Source organism: Ruegeria sp. CH11, from assembly GCF_056537105.1.
This window is the reverse complement of sequence record NZ_JBQFQX010000001.1, coordinates 594,067-610,364: the sequence shown is the minus strand read 5'-3', so window position 1 is coordinate 610,364 and position 16,298 is coordinate 594,067. Positions and strand designations below refer to the sequence as shown.

Sequence of the window (16,298 nt, the reverse complement as noted above, 5' to 3'; positions counted from 1 at the left end):
TCGGGGCGCAGGGGACAAAGGTGAGCGGGTCATCCCGAATCGTGGCCGTACTGGGCCCGACAAACACAGGAAAAACCCATTACGCGATTGAACGTATGCTGGGGCACCGCACCGGTGTGATCGGCCTGCCGCTGCGCCTGCTCGCGCGCGAGGTCTATGACAAGATCGTCGCCATTCGCGGCCCGTCGGTCGTGGCGCTGGTTACGGGCGAAGAGCGGATCGTACCGCCGCGCACCCAATACTGGGTCTGCACAGTCGAGGCGATGCCCGAGGGGATGGGCGCAGACTTTGTCGCCATCGACGAAATTCAACTCTGCGCAGATCCTGAGCGCGGCCATGTATTCACAGACCGCCTGCTGCGCGCGCGTGGGACGCATGAAACGTTGTTCCTTGGATCAGACACGATGCGTGGCCCTATCGCGGCTTTGGTGCCCGAGGCCCAATTTGTCCGGCGCGAGCGGATGTCTCAACTGGTCTATTCCGGATCAAAAAAGATCAGCCGGATGCCGGCCCGCAGCGCCATTGTCGGGTTTTCGGTCGAAAACGTCTATGCCATCGCCGAGCTGCTGCGCCGCCAAAAGGGCGGGGCGGCGGTGGTCATGGGTGCGCTGAGCCCGCGCACACGCAACGCGCAGGTGGACCTATATCAGAATGGCGAGGTCGATTATCTGGTTGCCACTGACGCCATCGGTATGGGGCTGAATCTCGACGTGAACCATGTTGCGTTTTCTTCCCTGACCAAATTCGACGGTCGACGGATGCGCCCGCTTGCGCCAAACGAGTTGGCACAGATCGCTGGCCGGGCCGGGCGCGGCATGTCGGATGGCACGTTTGGCGTTACGGGTGAAGCCCCGCCACTGGACGATGGTGTGGCGCAGGCGATCATGGACAGCCGTTTCACGCCGATGAAAAAGCTGAACTGGCGGAATGCCGCCCTTAGGTTCGGCTCGATCGATGCGCTGATCGACGCGCTTGAGGTTGGCACCGACAGCGAACATCTGACCAAAGCGCGGCCCGCGGATGACCTGAATGCGCTGAAATCTCTGTCTCAGGTGTCCGAGGTTGCGGCTCGTGCCAGTGACGGTCAGTCGGTCCGATTGCTGTGGGATGTGTGTAGAATCCCCGATTTTCGCGGCATCAGCCATGCTGAACATGCCAGTTTGCTCGAAGTGATCTATGGGCACCTGCACGAACGTGGTGCGATCCCGGACGATTTCATGGCGCGGCAAATTCGCCGCATCGACCGCACGGACGGAGATATTGATGCGCTGTCCAAAAGGTTGGCATATATTCGCACTTGGACATATGTTGCGCAACGAAACGGTTGGGTGCGTGACGAATCCCATTGGCGTGAGGAAACGCGCACTGTAGAAGACAGGCTGTCGGACGCTCTGCATGACCGACTGACTCAGCGATTTGTGGACCGGCGCACATCCGTTTTGCTGCGCCGGCTCAAACAGAAGGAGGCCCTTTTGGCCGAAGTAAATGACAAGGGTGAAGTGACCGTCGAAGGCGAATTCGTCGGTCGTCTGGAAGGGTTCCGGTTTTCGCCGGACAAAAGCGCGCAAGGAACCGAGGCGAAGGCCCTGAAATCGGCGTCCCTGCAAGCTCTCGCGCCGCAATTCCATCTGCGCGCCGACCGCTTCTACAATGCGCCCGATACCGAGATTGATTTTACCGATCAGGGTGGCCTGATGTGGGGCGAATATGCTGTTGGCAAGCTGGTTGCCGGGGCCGAGCCGCTCAAGCCCGTGGTCGAGGTGTTTGTTGACGAAGCCGCTGGCCCGGATGTCGAGCAGAAAGTGCAACGCCGCTTGCAGCATTTCATCGACCGCAAGGTCGCGGCGCTGTTCGAGCCGCTGCTGAATCTGTCGCGGGATGAGGAACTGTCGGGTCTGGCCAAAGGGTTTGCCTTCCGCATGGTCGAGGCGCTGGGCGTTCTGCCCCGCGCTGGCGTTGCGCAAGAGGTCAAGGATCTGGATCAGGACGCCCGTGGTGCGCTGCGCAAACACGGTATCCGGTTCGGCCAGTTCACCATCTTCATGCCGTTGCTGCTGAAACCCGCGCCAACGCGATTGCGTCTGGTTCTGTGGGCGCTTGCCGGCGGTCTGCAGGAATTCCCCGAGGCACCGCCTCCGGGCCTGGTTACTGTGCCGGTCGCCAAGGATGCGCCACAAGGTTACGACACCATGTGCGGCTACCGCGATGCGGGCGAGCGGTCTATCCGCATCGACATGCTGGAACGTCTGGCCGACATGCTGCGGTCCGAGGACAGCAGGGGCGGCTTCGAGGCCAAGCCCGACATGCTGTCGATCACCGGTATGACGCTGGAGCAATTTGCCGATCTGATGCAGGGGCTGGGCTACAAGGCCGAGCGCGGTGAGCGGGAAAAGATCAAGCCAGCGCCAGTTGAACAGCCTGCTGCAGATGCGGTGGAGCAACCGGCCGCCGAAGAGACACCCGTGCCCGAAGCCGCAACGGATGAGGTCGCGACTCCTGCCGAGGCGCCAGCCGAGGCCACCGACAGCACCGAGGCGGCAGCCGAGGCTCCGGCCACCGAAACCGCATCGGATGAGCCCGAAGTCGAGGTGTTCTACACCTTCACCTGGGGCCGTCAGCGCCAGCAGAACCGCGGTCCGCGCCGGGACCAGCGCCCGGGGCAAGGCAAAGGCAAACCACGTGGTAAGCCTCAGGACGGCCGTGGCAAGCCGCAGGGCAAAAAGGGCGGCAAACCGCAAGGGGCCAAATCCTTCTCGTCGCGGCCTCCGAAAAAGGAAAAGGCCATTGACCCGGACAACCCGTTTGCCGCTGCGCTGATGGGTTTGAAGGACGGCAACTGATCCGCGATGGATCAGGCCAAACTGCGGATCGACAAATGGTTGTGGCAGGCGCGGTTCTTCAAGACCCGCAGCCTGGCCGCCAAGCAGGTCAGCGGTGGCCATGTCCGGCTGAATGGAGACCGGGTCCTGAAACCGGCTCAGCCCGTTGGACCCGGAGACGTTCTGATCTTTGCGCAGGGCCGGATCGTGCGGGTTGTCCGGGTGGAAAAACTCGGTGAACGTCGTGGCCCGGCCCCCGAGGCGCAGACATTGTACTTCGATCTGACGGAAAAGCAGGACAAACCGCCCGCAAACCCGGGATTCCAGGGAAAAGGTCGTCCAACCAAGAAAGATCGCCGCGCTCTTGATCTTTCTCGCAGGCAAGATGGCTGATCCCATCTTGAAGAGCAGGCCAGACTGAATTAGCTAGACGCCCAAACCGCAAACGGGAATTCCAGCCATGACCTATGTCGTCACTGAAAACTGCATCGCCTGCAAATACACCGACTGTGTCGAGGTTTGCCCGGTGGACTGTTTCTACGAAGGTGAGAACACGCTGGTCATTCACCCCGACGAATGCATCGACTGCGGTGTGTGCGAGCCCGAATGCCCTGCCGATGCCATCCGGCCCGACACCGAGCCGGGTATGGAGCAATGGGTGGAATTTAACCGCAAGTTCTCGGAACAATGGCCGGTGATCGTGACCAAGAAAGACCCTCTGCCGGATGCCGAAGAACGCGACGGTGAAGAGGGAAAGATGGAGAAGTATTTCTCGGAAGCGCCTGGCGAAGGTGGCTGAGCGATTCGCGCAGTGAACCGTATGGTTCAAAACTCTGAAATCCGTACAAGCCGCTGATTTTCAAGGGGCTTCGCGGCCCATCTGCAGCGCGGACTTTCAGGTGTCGCATTTTTGTGATATACTCTGTAGCTGAATGATGAATGAGATGGGGATGTACTCCGTAAGTATGTGTGCTTTGGAGTTCTGAATTTTTGACAAACTGACTGCCTGACCGGGCCAGAATGGCGCGGATCGGTGTGTTTTGTTGTCTGTTCTCCGCTCTGTAACCAAGGATGAACCTGAATGTCTAAGTCGAAAAAGCTTGAGTTCCGCCCGAACGATTATGTTGTCTACCCCGCGCATGGCGTGGGCCAGATCATTTCGATCGAAGAGCAGGACGTCGCCGGTTTCACGCTCGAGCTGTTTGTCATTTCCTTCGAGAAAGACAAGATGACGCTGCGCGTCCCAACCAACAAGGTGACCGAGTCGGGCCTGCGCTCGCTTAGCTCGCCGGATGTGATCAGCCAGGCGATGAAGACGCTGAAGGGCAAAGCCAAGGTTAAACGCGCCATGTGGTCGCGCCGGGCGCAGGAATATGAACAAAAGATCAATTCGGGCGATCTGATTTCGATTGCCGAGGTCGTGCGCGACCTGCATCGTACCGATGATCAGCGCGAACAAAGCTATTCGGAGCGTCAGCTTTACGAAGCCGCGTTGGAGCGTCTGACCCGCGAAGTCGCCGCCGTATCCGGTGCCGATGAGATTTCAGCCGCCAAGCAGGTGGATGAGGTTCTGACATCGCGCGCGGCCTGATCGCAGTTTACACCCATTGAAGGGCCGTCCCGGCATCCGGGGCGGCCTTTTTGTGTCTGCGCGCTTGGTCCGGACGCCCGTGTCGGCTATTTTGCAGTCAATGCAAGATGATACGGGGTCATGATGAAGCAGGCTGTGAAGTTTCTCTACATCAGCCACGAGCCGGTTTCGGTCTGGTTTCGCTATGGACTGATCCTGTTCGACATCTGCTCGATCATATTCTTTGTTGCCACCGCGAATATTCCCCATGGGCCGGGGTTGACCGCCGCAAGTCTGGCGGTGGGGCTGATCATCCTGCTGGATTTCTCAGCCCGCATGTGGATTGCCAAAGACCGGTGGAAACTGCTGCGCCATATCTACACATTGGCGGATATTGTGGTGATCGTGTCGCTGCTGCTGGATCCGTTTCTGACTGGAAATCTCGCATTCGTTCGGATCTTGCGCGCCCTGCGGCTTATCCATTCCTATCACTTGCTGAGGGATCTGCGCCGGGACAGCCCGTTCTTTCGCACCCATGAGGACGCAGTTATCGCGGCGATTAATCTGCTGGTTTTTGTTTTTGCAACCTCGACCGCCGTATTGGTCTTTTTTGTTCCCGAAAACTCTCAGACTCCCTATATCGACGCGCTGTATTTCACGATGGCGACGCTGACCACAACCGGGTTTGGCGACATCACCTTGTCGACGCCCGCAGGAAAGTTGTTCTCGGTGTTCATCATGGTTGTTGGCGTGGCACTTTTTGTTCGTCTGGCGCAGGCGATATTCATGCCGCAGAAAGTGCGCCACAAATGTCCAAGCTGCGGTCTCTATCGTCATGACCCGGATGCAGTGCATTGCAAACACTGTGGGGGAACCCTGCGGATCAAAACAGGCGGGTCGACTTAGATCAACGCGGTGAGCGCCAGAAGAAAGACAATCTCGGACAGGGCTTGCGTGGCCCCCAGAATGTCGCCGGTCTGTCCGCCGATGCGCGCCTTGGCAAGCGCGGCAACTGCCAAAGCGACAACCAGTGCGCAGACCATCGGGATCAGGGCTTGTGTGCCTGAAACCAAAAGCGACAGGCCAATTGCCAGCGTAAGCCCCAGCAAGACTGCCGCGACCGAGGGCCTGCCGACCGATTGGCTGAGCCCCGATTTGCGGGCGTTCGGCAGCGATCGCATCAATACCGGCATCAACGCGCGTGAAAATACGCTTGCGGCCGCCAACCCGGCCAGTCCTCCGACAGGAATCAACGCCGCAATCGCCAGAACCCGCAGCAATTGCGAGATGGCCAGCCCCAGAACCCCATAGGTGCCGATATGGCTGTCCTTCATGATCTCCAGCCGGCGTTCAGCGGTGAAACCGCCCCAAAGGCCGTCACAGGTGTCGGCTAGCCCGTCTTCGTGCATGGCTCCGGTTGCTGTGATCAAGACGGCCAGCCCTAAAACGGCGCTGATCATCGGCGGCATGCCCGTTTGCGAGGCCGCCCAGATCACCGCACAGGCCAGCCCACCGACAACAGCGCCAACGATTGGGAAGGCCCAAACCGCCTGCGCCTGCCGCGCAAAGACACGGTCGGGCAGGGTAGGCACCGGCAATCGCGTCAGCAGCACCAGAGCAAGTGGAATATCCAAGGCAGAAACCACTTTGGTGTCGTTTTTGTTCACTCTCGGGCCTTTCCCGGTCTTGTTGCTGTGCCAGCTTTGGTTAAACACACAGGACCACTCTGATGCAACGAGGCTTTCCATGCTGCCCGAACTCTCCGATCTGAACAGTTTCCGCAAGGCATTGACCGAGGCTCCGGGCCCGGATGCCGACGCCAGTCAGGCCGCGCAGGACCGTAACGGTCAACTGACCAAGCCGCCCGGCGCGTTGGGGCGGCTTGAGGATCTTGCGATCTGGTATGCGGGTTGGCGCGGGGATGCGCGGCCGCAGATCAAGCAACCGCAGGTCATCGTATTTGCCGGCAACCATGGCGTTACGGCGCAGGGCGTTTCGGCTTTTCCGCCCGAAGTGACTGTGCAGATGGTCATGAACTTTGAACATGGCGGCGCAGCGATCAATCAGTTGGCAAAGGCCGCTGGCGCAAAGATGAATGTACACGCGCTTGACCTGGACCGCCCCACCGCAGATTTCACCCAAGGCCCGGCGATGAGCGAAGAGGATCTGCTGACCGCTTTGCAGACCGGATGGCAGGCGGTCGATCCGCAGGCTGATCTGCTGGTTGTGGGCGAAATGGGGATCGGCAACACCACCCCGGCAGCTGCCATCGCCTGTGCCCTGTTCGGGGGCGAGGCCGCCGACTGGACCGGGCGCGGCACGGGCGTTGACGACGCGGGCCTTGCCAACAAAACCCGCGTTGTGGCCGAAGGCGTCGCCGTTCATGGCCAATCGAAAGATGGGCTCGAGATTCTGCGCCGTCTGGGCGGTCGCGAGATCGCAGCGATGGCCGGGGCGATTGCCGCAGCGCGCGTTTTGCGCATTCCCGTCCTTCTCGACGGGTTCATCTGCACGTCCGCGGCGGCCTGTCTGGCGCAGGTGTCGGCCTCGGCACTGGACCACGCGGTTGCTGGGCACCAAAGCGCCGAAGGGGCGCATGGCAAGATGCTGGCGGAACTGGGCAAAGCGCCGCTTCTGAGTCTTGGCCTGCGATTGGGCGAGGGGTCGGGCGGTGCATTGGCGATCAACATCCTGAAAAGCGCCGTCGCCTGCCATTCCGGCATGGCTACCTTTGCCGAGGCAGGCGTTTCCGACGGCTGATGCTGATGCCTGACCGTCATTAGGCGTAGGTCAGGCCGATTCCTTGGCGTGTTCTTCGGCCAATTCAAGCAGAGCGGTTTCCAGATCCTTTTCCAGCTTCTGGGCCCGCTCGATGTATTTTTTGTTATCGGCGGTTGGCATGCCGGGTATCCACAGCTCGGCCAATTCGCGCACGGACGTGCGGTCATGATGGTAAAAGGTCTGCTCGGCCTGCGCTGCTTCGTATTCCGAAAGACCGATGTTCTCCAACACATAGCGACCCGCGCGCAACGAGCCGTCGAACATCTCACGAACGATGTCGTTGGCACCGGCCTGATACAGCTCGTAAACATGGGTGCGGTCGCGGGCGCGGGCTATGATGTGCAGGTCGGGTCGTTGACGGCGCGCGTATCCAACAAGACGCGTGACCTGTTTGCGATCGTCCATCGCCGCGACCAGAACCGAGGCTTTCTCGATACCCGCAGCCCTCAGCAGCTCGGGGCGGGTAGGGTCGCCCAGAAACCCTTTGACGCCGAACCGGCGCATCAACTGAATGGTCTCGATATCGTGGTCCAGAACCACGGTTTTGAAACCGCTGGCCTGCACCAGACGGTTCACGATCTGACCAAAGCGACCAATGCCCGCGATGATGACAGGGCCTTTTTCGTCAATCTCGTCCGGTTCGATCGCAGGACCCGCATCGCCGATATACCGGGTGATCTGGTCGTAGGTGATGAACAAAAGCGGCGTGATCAGCATCGTCAACGCGATGATCATCAGCAGTTTCTGCGACAAATCGGGGGGAATGACATTCTGTTGCGTGGAAAAAGCCAACAGAACAAAGCCGAATTCCCCCGCCTGAGCCAGACCCAGCGTGAACAACCAATGGTCGCGCCCGCGCAGCTTGAAGGCCCGCCCGACGATGAACAGGATGATCCCCTTTGCGAGAATGACAAGCAGCGCCAGACCGATCAGATCCAGCGGGTCGTCGAAGAAATACGCCAGATCGATGCCGGCGCCGACAGTGATGAAGAACAGACCCAGAAACAGCCCTTTGAAGGGCTCGAGATCGCTCTCCATCTCGTGCCGGAATTCAGAGCTGGCCAGAACCACGCCTGCAAGAAAGGCTCCCAATGCAGGAGAGAGGCCAACCAACGTCATCAGGAACGAAATGCCGACCACGATCATCAGGGCCAACGCCGTATACATCTCGCGCAGGCGAGTGGTGTGGATAAAGCGGAACAGCGGGCGCGCCAGATACACGCCTGCCAGAACGACAAAGGCGATCGCGCCGAGCGTAACAAGCGTTACCGCCCAGCCCGGCAGCCCCTCGACCAGCGAAAGCGTATGATGGGCATGCGCATCGTTATGAGCGATGCCGCGGTCAATCGAGCCGTCCTGCTCGATATGAACCATGGCCGGAAGCGCCAGTAGGGGCAGGAATGCAAGGATCGGGATGACGGCGATGTCTTGCGTCAGAAGCACGGAAAAGGTCGCGCGCCCGCCATTCGTTTGCATCAGGCCCTTTTCCGACAAGGTCTGCAATACGATTGCAGTCGAGGATAGCGACAGTGTCAGCCCGACCGCCAAAGACACCGACCACGGGTGATTTGCGTAAAACGCGACCGCAGCAATAGCCAGCGTAGACAGGCCCACTTGCAGACCGCCCAGGCCCAGCAGTTTGTCCCGCATGTCCCACAACGCGCGCGGCTCAAGTTCAAGCCCGATCAGGAACAGCATCATCACGACGCCGAATTCCGCCACATGCTGAAGGTTCTCGGTCTCGGCCCCGACCAGGCCAAGTATTGGACCGATTGCAATGCCCGCCGCCAGATAGCCCAGCACTGATCCCAACCCCAGCCGCGCAGACAGCGGCACGGCAATCACTGCCGCCGCCAGATAGATCGAAGCTTGGTAAAGGAATTCGTTCATCGTTGTCCTTCCTGCAAGGTCATGTCGGCAACGGAGCGTCGCGTTTCAGTTGGTCCATCACGATCTGGCTTTGCACACGGGCAACCGCAGGATGCGGCAGGATCACCTCGTGAAGCAAGCTGTTGAGGGCGGAAAGGTCGTCGCAATACACGTGAAGTAGGTAATCTGCCTCACCCGTCATCGTCCAGGCGCTGCTGATCTCGGGGCGGGTGTTGACCATGCGGGCAAAGCTGGCGGATTGTTCCGGCCCATGCGTCCCCAGATGGACCTGAATAAAGCCCTGAACCTGCAGCCCCAGTTTCACCGGATCCAGCCGGGCGGTGTATCCGGTAATGTAACCTTCGGCCTCAAGCCGCTGTCGGCGACGACCCGCCTGAGAGGCCGACAGATTCAGCGCGTCGCCCAATTGCTGCGCCGTCAGATGCGCGTCGCGCTGTAACGCGGCTAGCATTCCAATGTCGATCCGATCCAGCACGTGCGGCGTTTCCTCAAAATTCGATCAATCAATGCGGGGTTCGCGCGTATATAGCGAGTTTACACGAAAACAATGCGCAGAAACAGCATCGATTAAGGCGTATTTTTGAATCAGCAAAGAATTTCCTGTCTGTAAGGAGGCACACCATGGGTCCTTTCCCGCATAACGCTCCGAAATCTGTCATCAGCGAAGAGAACCCGGCCGGGACCGACGGGTTCGAATTTGTCGAATTCGCCCATCCCGAACCGCAAGAACTGCGCGAGCTGTTCGCGCGGATGGGGTACGATTATGTCGGTCATCATCGCAAGTCGCCCAAGGTCGAGCTGTGGCAGCAGGGCGATGTTACATATATCCTGAACGCGGACCCTGACAGCTTTGCCGCCAAATTCGTCGCCGATCACGGCCCCTGTGCCCCGTCAATGGGTTGGCGCGTGGTCGATGCGCAAAAGGCGTATGAGCATGCGGTTGCAAAGGGGGCCGAACCTTATGACGCCGATGACAAGACCATGAATGTCCCGGCGATCAAAGGCATTGGCGGCTCGCTGATCTATTTCATCGACCAGTATCACGACACGTCGCCTTACAACGAGGAATTCGAGTGGGTGAAACAATCCAAGCCGCGTGGTGACGGGTTCTTTTACCTCGATCACCTGACTCACAACGTGTTCAAGGGCAATATGGACAAGTGGTTCAAATTCTACGGCGATCTGTTCAACTTCCGCGAAATCCGATTCTTTGACATTCAGGGCAAGCATACGGGTCTTTTCAGCCGTGCATTGACCTCGCCCTGCGGCCGCATCCGTATTCCGATCAACGAAGACAGGGGCGAGACCGGACAGATCGTATCCTATCTTAAAAAGTACAAGGGAGAAGGCATTCAGCACATCGCGGTCGGCAGTGATGACATCTACAGTTCGACCGACGCGATTGCCGAAAAAGGGCTGAAGTTCATGCCCGGCCCGAATGAGACGTATTACGATATGTCCTATGACCGGGTTAGCGGTCATGATGAGCCAAAGGACCGGATGATGAAACACGGCATCCTGATCGATGGCGAAGGCGTTCTGGATGGCGGCGAGACCAAGATCCTGTTGCAGATCTTCTCGAAGACCGTGATCGGACCGATCTTTTTCGAGTTCATCCAGCGCAAAGGCGATGACGGGTTTGGCGAGGGGAACTTCAAAGCCCTGTTCGAATCCATCGAACGTGAGCAGATCGAATCCGGTGAAATTTCGGCGGCTTGATCGTAAAAAACTGATGAGTGAGAGAGCGCCGCGCAGTCCGGCGCTCTTTTTTGTCGAACTTACCCGCGCGGCATTTTCAACGTCACGTTCTTGCCGCGCTTTTGGTAACGCAACTCGCTGTCACCAATGGCCACAACCTTGCCGCCGTCGATCCGGTCGCCGACCTTCAGTTTTTTGTACCGGCCGCTGGGCAGCCGGACGAGGGCGCGGCGGTTTGCGGGGGTGCCGTAGACCCCGATCAGGTTCAACCGACGCAGATTGATGGCGTTGTCGATCGTCGCCTGCCGCGCCACCGAGGCAGTGGTCGGTATCTTGGGTGACACGGTTTTGGGCGCAAACGAACCGGGCTCGGTTGTCGTCGAAGCCACATTTGCGGTTGATCCCAGGTTGGCCGTGCCCGCGCTTGCGGTGCGCGGGGCCAGATTGGCCGGGCGAGGTTTTGGTCGGGGCACGCGAACAACCGCCAAAGCCGTTGGGGTGTAGTCGATCTCGGGTTCAACCTTCAGCGATTCCGGGCGCAGCTTGGGCCGCACGACGGCCAGTTCAGCCAGCGACCGTCCGCCCAACTGCGAGCGTTCGAACTGATCCACCAGATTGTCGGGCCGCACCCGCGGTCGGAAACCGGCCAACCGTTCGTCGGGCTCCGTTGGTTCGGGCTCTGCTTCGAACCGGACCGGAGGTTCCGGCGGGACCGAGGACGGGCGTCCAAGATAGACCACGACACCATCGGGGTTCAGCGTGCCCTCGGGCGTCGCGGTGACAAGACCGCGGTCGTCCAGATCGAACTGCTGATCCTGCCCGCCGGGCAGCGTGGGCAGGTCCGGTGGCAGGTCGGTCAGAAGACTTTCAACCTGCGGCAAGGCCAATGCATCCAGCGATAGGTCCGACTTGTCGACCGAGACCAGATACATCTCGTCCGTCTGATCCGGCTGCGGGGCCGACAAGGGTGGCGGTGCCGTTGGCGCGGTGCCGGTGAAATCCTTGAGCACAGTCTGAGGGTCAGGGTCCTGCGCGATCGGTTCGACCGGTTCCGGAGGCATGTTCAGCGCTTCGAGAATGGCCGGATCGGTGGCGGACGGGTCAACCTGCTCTTCGACCTCAGGCTCAACGGACAGTGCTTCGAGTATCGCCGCATCTGTGGCGCTCAACGGTTCCTCGACCTCTGCTTCAGGGGCTTCCGTTTCCGGTTCAACAGCTGCAACGTCGGTCTGCGGCGGTTCGGTGACCTCGGATTCGGGGGTCGCCTGCGCTTGTTCCTCGACGGCGGGCGGGCTGTCCGGCCCCATGACCGACCACGCGCCCAGGGCCATGCCCAGAAAGACGGACGCCGCGACCGCCGGAATGGCATAGCGCGCAAGGTTTCGACGTGATGGTTTTGTTCCGCCTGCCAGAGCAGGTGTTGACCGGAACGCCTCGGGCCTGGTGGCACCAGCGATTGCATGCACTGGCATCTCCGGTTCGACAACCAGGCTGGGATCATCAGACGTTACCGTGTCGTTCGCAGCTGCGTGTTCGTCAGTCGTTTCTGCCACTACGGGCGCCGCCAACCCCTCGGGTGTTTCTGGCGCAACAACTTCGTCTGGGCCTTCGGGCGTCTCCGCGACATCCGCAGGTACAATCTCGTCAGGCGTTTCTGCGTCAACGGCGGGTGTCGGCCCTTCAGATGTTTCCGGCTCAACAACCAGGTCTGACGCATCGGTCGTTTCCGTGTCGTTCGCGTCTGCTTGCTCGTCAGTCGTTTCTGCCTCACCGGCGAATGTTCGCTCCTCAGGCGGTTCCGCCTCAACAACTGAGTCTGGAGCTTCAACCGCTTCCACGACATCCGCAGGTGCAACCTCGTCAGGCGTCGCTGCTACGGTCGGCGTTGGCTGCTCTGACGTTTCTAACGCGGTCGCAGGGGCTGGCTGTTTCGGCATTTCCTGCTCAGCCGCAGGCAATTGATCCTCGAATGTTCCCGGCTCGGTGTCCGTTCCCTGGTCCTCAGGCGCCTCAAGTTCGCCGGGTGTCGTCGGATCGACGATTGGTTCCGGCTCAGAGAGTGTGGCATCGGGTTCGGAGGCGAGGGCGTTGTCTAGGTCGTCGGTCCCCGTCGGCACTGGTGGTGAAGCATCGGGTGCAGGATCAGCCGCATCGACCGGCCATTCAAAGCCGTGTCCGTGCAAGGGAGGTTCCGCCGTCTCGCCTGCTCGGAACGCTTCGGGGACAAATCCGTGTGCAACCGCAAAGGCGCGCGCTTCGTCCAGCGTCTGTCGGGCAACAGCGGCAACCTGTGTCTCGGGACCCGCCGCGACGGATGTATATGCAAGTTCCGACAGCGCATAGGGCGTCGCCTCTGCCAGCGTGATCTCAACCTTGGCGGCAGCGTCCTCGGGGCTCAATCCATCGGTGTCAACGGTCAGTAGGCGCAATTGATCAGGCGGGATGATCAGCACGCATCCAAGGTGATTGGCCAGCGCGAATCCCTTATCCCGCAGCGCCTGCATCTGCTCAGCCAGATCGGGCACATCCAGCGGTACGGTTCCAACGCAGTACCATTCCCCATCCGAATGGTGATGCAGCGAGATGCCGTTTTCAGAAAATGACAGCGCAAAGGCGGGTTTCATAATCCGGATGAACCATAATTGTCAGTTTCATTGCAAACGCTTTGACGCCTGCCGCAAGAGCATAAAGCAGGAAGCTGCCGAGGGAAAGAAAAAGCCGCGATTCCCCCTTGCCGTGTATTGCCCCAAGACCCCATCTTTGGGTTACGTCAGCAGGAGGGATCACCTTGAAGACACTTGCCTTTTTGACAGCAATGACCGCCGCCGTGGCAACCTTGCCCGCCCATGCGGAGGAAGGTCGCATCACCGTCAGCGGCACCGGGGTCGCATTGGCCGAGCCGGACATGGCCACATTGACCGTTGGCGTGACCAATCAGGAAGACGAGGCCGCAGCTGCGATGGCGGCAACCTCGGCAGCGGTGGCGCAGATTTTGAAACGGCTTGAGGATATGGGGCTTGAGGCACGTGATGTGCAGACCCGGGATCTGTCGCTGTCACCGGTCTGGGCCGGTCGCAGCGGGCAAGGCAACGAGCCGCCACGCATTACCGGCTTTACCGCGTCGAACCGCGTTCTGGTCCGGGTGCGCGATCTGGACAGCCTGGGGCAGATCATGGACGCCGTGATCTCGGATGGTGCCAATGACTTTGGCGGGCTGAGTTTCAGTGTGCAGGACCCAAAACCGCTTGAAGCCAACGCGCGTGCAAGCGCGGTCGCGGATGCGATGGCAAAGGCCGACCAGCTTGCCCAGGCCGCCGGGATACAGCTGGGATCAGTGGTGTCGATCAGCGATCAGGCCAGCGGCGTTCGTCCGGTTGCCCAGATGCGAGAGATGGCGATGATGGATAGCGCCGGCGTGCCCGTCGCGGGCGGCGAGGTATCGGTTTCGGTCAATATCATGATGGAATTCGAAATCGCCGACTAAGTCAGGGGTGTGCCCGCGCCATCAGCGGCTGCCGTTGCTGGCCCGAGGCGTCGAAATTGTCGGACGACAGCCAAGTTTCAAAAGCTGCGCGTATGCGGGGCCAGTCTGTATCCAGGATTGCATACCAGGCCGTGTCGCGATTGCGCCCTTTATAGTGGGTCGCCTGACGAAAGATGCCTTCGAAGGTGAAACCCAACCGCTCGGCCGCGCGCCGTGACGGCGCATTCAGCGCGTCGCATTTCCATTCGTAGCGGCGATAGCCCAGCTCGTCGAACACGCGGCGCATCATCAAGTACATGACCTCGGTTGATTGCGGTTTGCGTTGCAGCAGGGGCGAAAAGTGGATGTGACCCACCTCAATCGCTCCGGCGGCAGGTTCGATCCTGAGATATGAGGCCATACCGACCGGAACCTCGTCCTGGTCCAGCACCGTATGAAACATCGGGTCTGCACCGGCGCAATTGGCCTGCGCCCATTCGACAAAACCGGCCTCGGCATCGAAGGGGCCGTAGGGCAGGTAGGTCCAGTTGCGACCGTCCATGTCGTTGGCAAACGCCCGGTAAAGCCCGGGCGCGTGTCTGTTAATATCCAGTGGCACGACCGAGCAGAATTGACCCTGCATCGGCGTATAGGGCGGCGTCGGGCGAGGAAAATCGCCCGTCACAGGCTTGCCGATGGGTTGGCCCAGCTCGTTGGTATCGTGCTCGGTCATGGCTCAGGCGCTGGCTTTGGACAGGGCCTGATCCAGATCGGCGATCAGATCGTCGGCGTCCTCGATCCCGATCGACACGCGCACCACGTTTGCGCTGGCGCCTGCCGCCTCTTGCTGTTCGGGAGTCAACTGGCGGTGGGTTGTCGAGGCAGAGTGGATGATCAGCGACCGGGCGTCGCCCAGATTGGCCACATGGCTGAAAATCTCAAGCGCGTTCACCAGTTTGATGCAGGCGTCATAGCCGCCCTTGACCGCGAAGGTGAACAAGGCACCGGCACCGCGCGGATAATGCGTTTTGACGCGCTCATGATAGGGCGAGGAGGGCAGACCGGCATAGGTCACGTATTCCACACGTTCATCTGCCTCGAGCCAGGCGGAAATCTTTTGTGCGTTCTCGACATGACGCTCCATCCGCAGCGACAGGGTTTCGATACCCATCAGCGTATAGTGTGCTGCTTGCGGGTTCATGGTCATGCCCAGGTCACGCAGGCCAATGGCGATACTGTGGAACGTGAAGGCAAGCGGGCCGAACGTCTCGTGGAACTTCAGCCCATGATAGGCCCGTTCCGGCGTGCTGAGCGAGGGGAACTTGTCGTTCGCCGACCAGTCGAACTTGCCCGAATCCACAATACAGCCGCCGGTGACGGTGCCGTTGCCGGTCAGGTATTTGGTGGTCGAGTGTACAACCAGCGTCGCGCCGTGCTCGATCGGGCGGCACAGGTATGGCGTGGCCGAGGTGTTGTCGACGATCAGCGGAATGCCCGCGCCGTCCGCCACATCTGCAAGCGCGCGAATGTCGGTGACATATCCGCCCGGGTTGGCGATGGATTCGCAGAATACCGCGCGGGTGTTTTCGTCGATTGCGGCTTTGACGGCGTCAAGATCATCGGTGTCCACGAATTTTGCCGACCAGCCAAAACGTTTGATGGTCTGGCTGAACTGCGTGACCGTGCCACCATAGAGACGCGTCGAAGCAACCACATTGCAGCCTGGCCCCATCAGCGGGAACAGCGCCATGATCTGCGCCGCATGACCCGAGGAGCAGCAGACTGCGCCAACGCCACCCTCAAGTGTCGCCACGCGTTCCTGCAGAACCGCGACGGTGGGGTTGGTTAGGCGGGAATAGATGAAGCCGACCTCTTGCAGGTTGAACAGCGCTGCCGCGTGGTCGGCATCGCGAAACACATAGGCCGTGGTCTGATAGATCGGTGTCTGACGCGCGCCAGTGGCCGGATCAGGGCGGGCGCCCGCGTGGATTTGCAGGGTATCAAAGCCGTATTGAGGGCCGTCAGACATATCGAAATCTCCTGTTGGAATCCTTGTTGTCAAAATGTCTAGGACATT

Annotated in this window: 14 protein-coding genes; 8 read left to right on the top strand and 6 right to left on the bottom strand. The window is 60.1% G+C overall.

The window, feature by feature from the left end; translation table 11 throughout:
• Positions 1-20: 20 nt before the first annotated feature.
• The 5 genes from ACR0LX_RS03000 to ACR0LX_RS02980 all read left to right on the top strand — a co-directional run bounded on the left by ACR0LX_RS03000 (position 21) and on the right by ACR0LX_RS02980 (position 5,295).
• Positions 21-2,840 (top strand): helicase-related protein, encoded by a 2,820-nt coding sequence (locus ACR0LX_RS03000; RefSeq protein WP_480782503.1) that lies wholly within the window; start codon positions 21-23, stop codon positions 2,838-2,840.
• Between the two features lie 6 nt (positions 2,841-2,846).
• Entirely contained in the window at positions 2,847-3,212 is a 366-nt protein-coding gene (locus tag ACR0LX_RS02995; RefSeq protein ID WP_480782502.1) for an RNA-binding S4 domain-containing protein, read from the top strand.
• A gap of 67 nt (positions 3,213-3,279) precedes the next feature.
• Complete coding sequence (fdxA, locus tag ACR0LX_RS02990; protein ID WP_074735041.1) at positions 3,280-3,618, top strand: ferredoxin FdxA; 339 nt, start codon at positions 3,280-3,282, stop codon at positions 3,616-3,618.
• 282 nt (positions 3,619-3,900) lie between these two features.
• Positions 3,901-4,410 (top strand): CarD family transcriptional regulator, encoded by a 510-nt coding sequence (locus tag ACR0LX_RS02985; RefSeq protein ID WP_480568886.1) that lies wholly within the window; start codon positions 3,901-3,903, stop codon positions 4,408-4,410.
• 123 nt (positions 4,411-4,533) lie between these two features.
• Positions 4,534-5,295: an ion channel gene (locus ACR0LX_RS02980; RefSeq protein WP_480782633.1), complete on the top strand. Its 762-nt coding sequence runs from the start codon at positions 4,534-4,536 to the stop codon at positions 5,293-5,295.
• Here ACR0LX_RS02980 and cobS read toward each other — a convergent pair.
• The gene (gene cobS / locus ACR0LX_RS02975) at positions 5,292-6,056 is read right to left on the bottom strand and encodes an adenosylcobinamide-GDP ribazoletransferase (protein WP_480782501.1); all 765 of its coding nucleotides are present in this window, start codon (positions 6,054-6,056) and stop codon (positions 5,292-5,294) included. The two genes, ACR0LX_RS02980 and cobS, sit on opposite strands and share 4 nt — an antisense overlap.
• A 79-nt stretch (positions 6,057-6,135) precedes the next feature.
• On the opposite strand from cobS, the gene cobT reads away from it, so the two are divergent.
• Positions 6,136-7,149, top strand: a complete 1,014-nt coding sequence (gene cobT, locus ACR0LX_RS02970; protein ID WP_480782500.1) for a nicotinate-nucleotide--dimethylbenzimidazole phosphoribosyltransferase — start codon at positions 6,136-6,138, stop codon at positions 7,147-7,149.
• Between the two features lie 30 nt (positions 7,150-7,179).
• On the opposite strand, the gene ACR0LX_RS02965 is transcribed toward cobT, so the two are convergent.
• Together ACR0LX_RS02965 and ACR0LX_RS02960 are read right to left on the bottom strand one after the other, a co-directional pair.
• On the bottom strand, positions 7,180-9,060 hold the full coding sequence (locus tag ACR0LX_RS02965) for a cation:proton antiporter domain-containing protein (protein WP_480782499.1): 1,881 nt from the start codon (positions 9,058-9,060) through the stop codon (positions 7,180-7,182).
• A gap of 19 nt (positions 9,061-9,079) precedes the next feature.
• Positions 9,080-9,535 carry an Lrp/AsnC family transcriptional regulator gene (locus ACR0LX_RS02960; RefSeq protein WP_480782498.1) on the bottom strand — a complete coding sequence of 152 codons (456 nt, stop codon included), beginning with the start codon at positions 9,533-9,535 and terminating at the stop codon, positions 9,080-9,082.
• 146 nt (positions 9,536-9,681) lie between these two features.
• Here ACR0LX_RS02960 and hppD point away from each other — a divergent pair, with 146 nt between their 5' ends.
• Entirely contained in the window at positions 9,682-10,779 is a 1,098-nt protein-coding gene (gene hppD, locus ACR0LX_RS02955; protein ID WP_480782497.1) for a 4-hydroxyphenylpyruvate dioxygenase, read from the top strand.
• Positions 10,780-10,838: 59 nt separating this feature from the next.
• Here the strand turns inward: hppD and ACR0LX_RS02950 are convergent, their stop codons facing one another.
• Positions 10,839-13,382: a hypothetical protein gene (locus ACR0LX_RS02950; protein ID WP_480782496.1), complete on the bottom strand. Its 2,544-nt coding sequence runs from the start codon at positions 13,380-13,382 to the stop codon at positions 10,839-10,841.
• Between the two features lie 164 nt (positions 13,383-13,546).
• Between ACR0LX_RS02950 and ACR0LX_RS02945 the strand changes: the two genes are divergently transcribed.
• A complete protein-coding gene (locus ACR0LX_RS02945; protein ID WP_480782495.1) occupies positions 13,547-14,242 on the top strand; it encodes an SIMPL domain-containing protein in 696 nt (231 codons plus the stop codon).
• Between the two features lies 1 nt (position 14,243).
• On the opposite strand, the gene ACR0LX_RS02940 is transcribed toward ACR0LX_RS02945, so the two are convergent.
• The gene (locus ACR0LX_RS02940) at positions 14,244-14,954 is read right to left on the bottom strand and encodes a GNAT family N-acetyltransferase (RefSeq protein WP_480782494.1); all 711 of its coding nucleotides are present in this window, start codon (positions 14,952-14,954) and stop codon (positions 14,244-14,246) included.
• Between the two features lie 3 nt (positions 14,955-14,957).
• A complete protein-coding gene (locus ACR0LX_RS02935) occupies positions 14,958-16,250 on the bottom strand; it encodes an O-acetylhomoserine aminocarboxypropyltransferase/cysteine synthase family protein (RefSeq protein WP_480782493.1) in 1,293 nt (430 codons plus the stop codon).
• Positions 16,251-16,298: the final 48 nt, after the last annotated feature.

Coding starts and splice junctions, on each gene's coding strand:
- ACR0LX_RS02995 (WP_480782502.1), top strand. CDS start 2,847: ATGGATCAGGCCAAACTGCGGATCGACAAATGGTTGTGGCAGGCGCGG.
- fdxA (WP_074735041.1), top strand. CDS start 3,280: ATGACCTATGTCGTCACTGAAAACTGCATCGCCTGCAAATACACCGAC.
- ACR0LX_RS02985 (WP_480568886.1), top strand. CDS start 3,901: ATGTCTAAGTCGAAAAAGCTTGAGTTCCGCCCGAACGATTATGTTGTC.
- ACR0LX_RS02980 (WP_480782633.1), top strand. CDS start 4,534: ATGAAGCAGGCTGTGAAGTTTCTCTACATCAGCCACGAGCCGGTTTCG.
- cobT (WP_480782500.1), top strand. CDS start 6,136: ATGCTGCCCGAACTCTCCGATCTGAACAGTTTCCGCAAGGCATTGACC.
- ACR0LX_RS02965 (WP_480782499.1), bottom strand. CDS start 9,060: ATGAACGAATTCCTTTACCAAGCTTCGATCTATCTGGCGGCGGCAGTG.
- hppD (WP_480782497.1), top strand. CDS start 9,682: ATGGGTCCTTTCCCGCATAACGCTCCGAAATCTGTCATCAGCGAAGAG.
- ACR0LX_RS02950 (WP_480782496.1), bottom strand. CDS start 13,382: ATGAAACCCGCCTTTGCGCTGTCATTTTCTGAAAACGGCATCTCGCTG.
- ACR0LX_RS02940 (WP_480782494.1), bottom strand. CDS start 14,954: ATGACCGAGCACGATACCAACGAGCTGGGCCAACCCATCGGCAAGCCT.
- ACR0LX_RS02935 (WP_480782493.1), bottom strand. CDS start 16,250: ATGTCTGACGGCCCTCAATACGGCTTTGATACCCTGCAAATCCACGCG.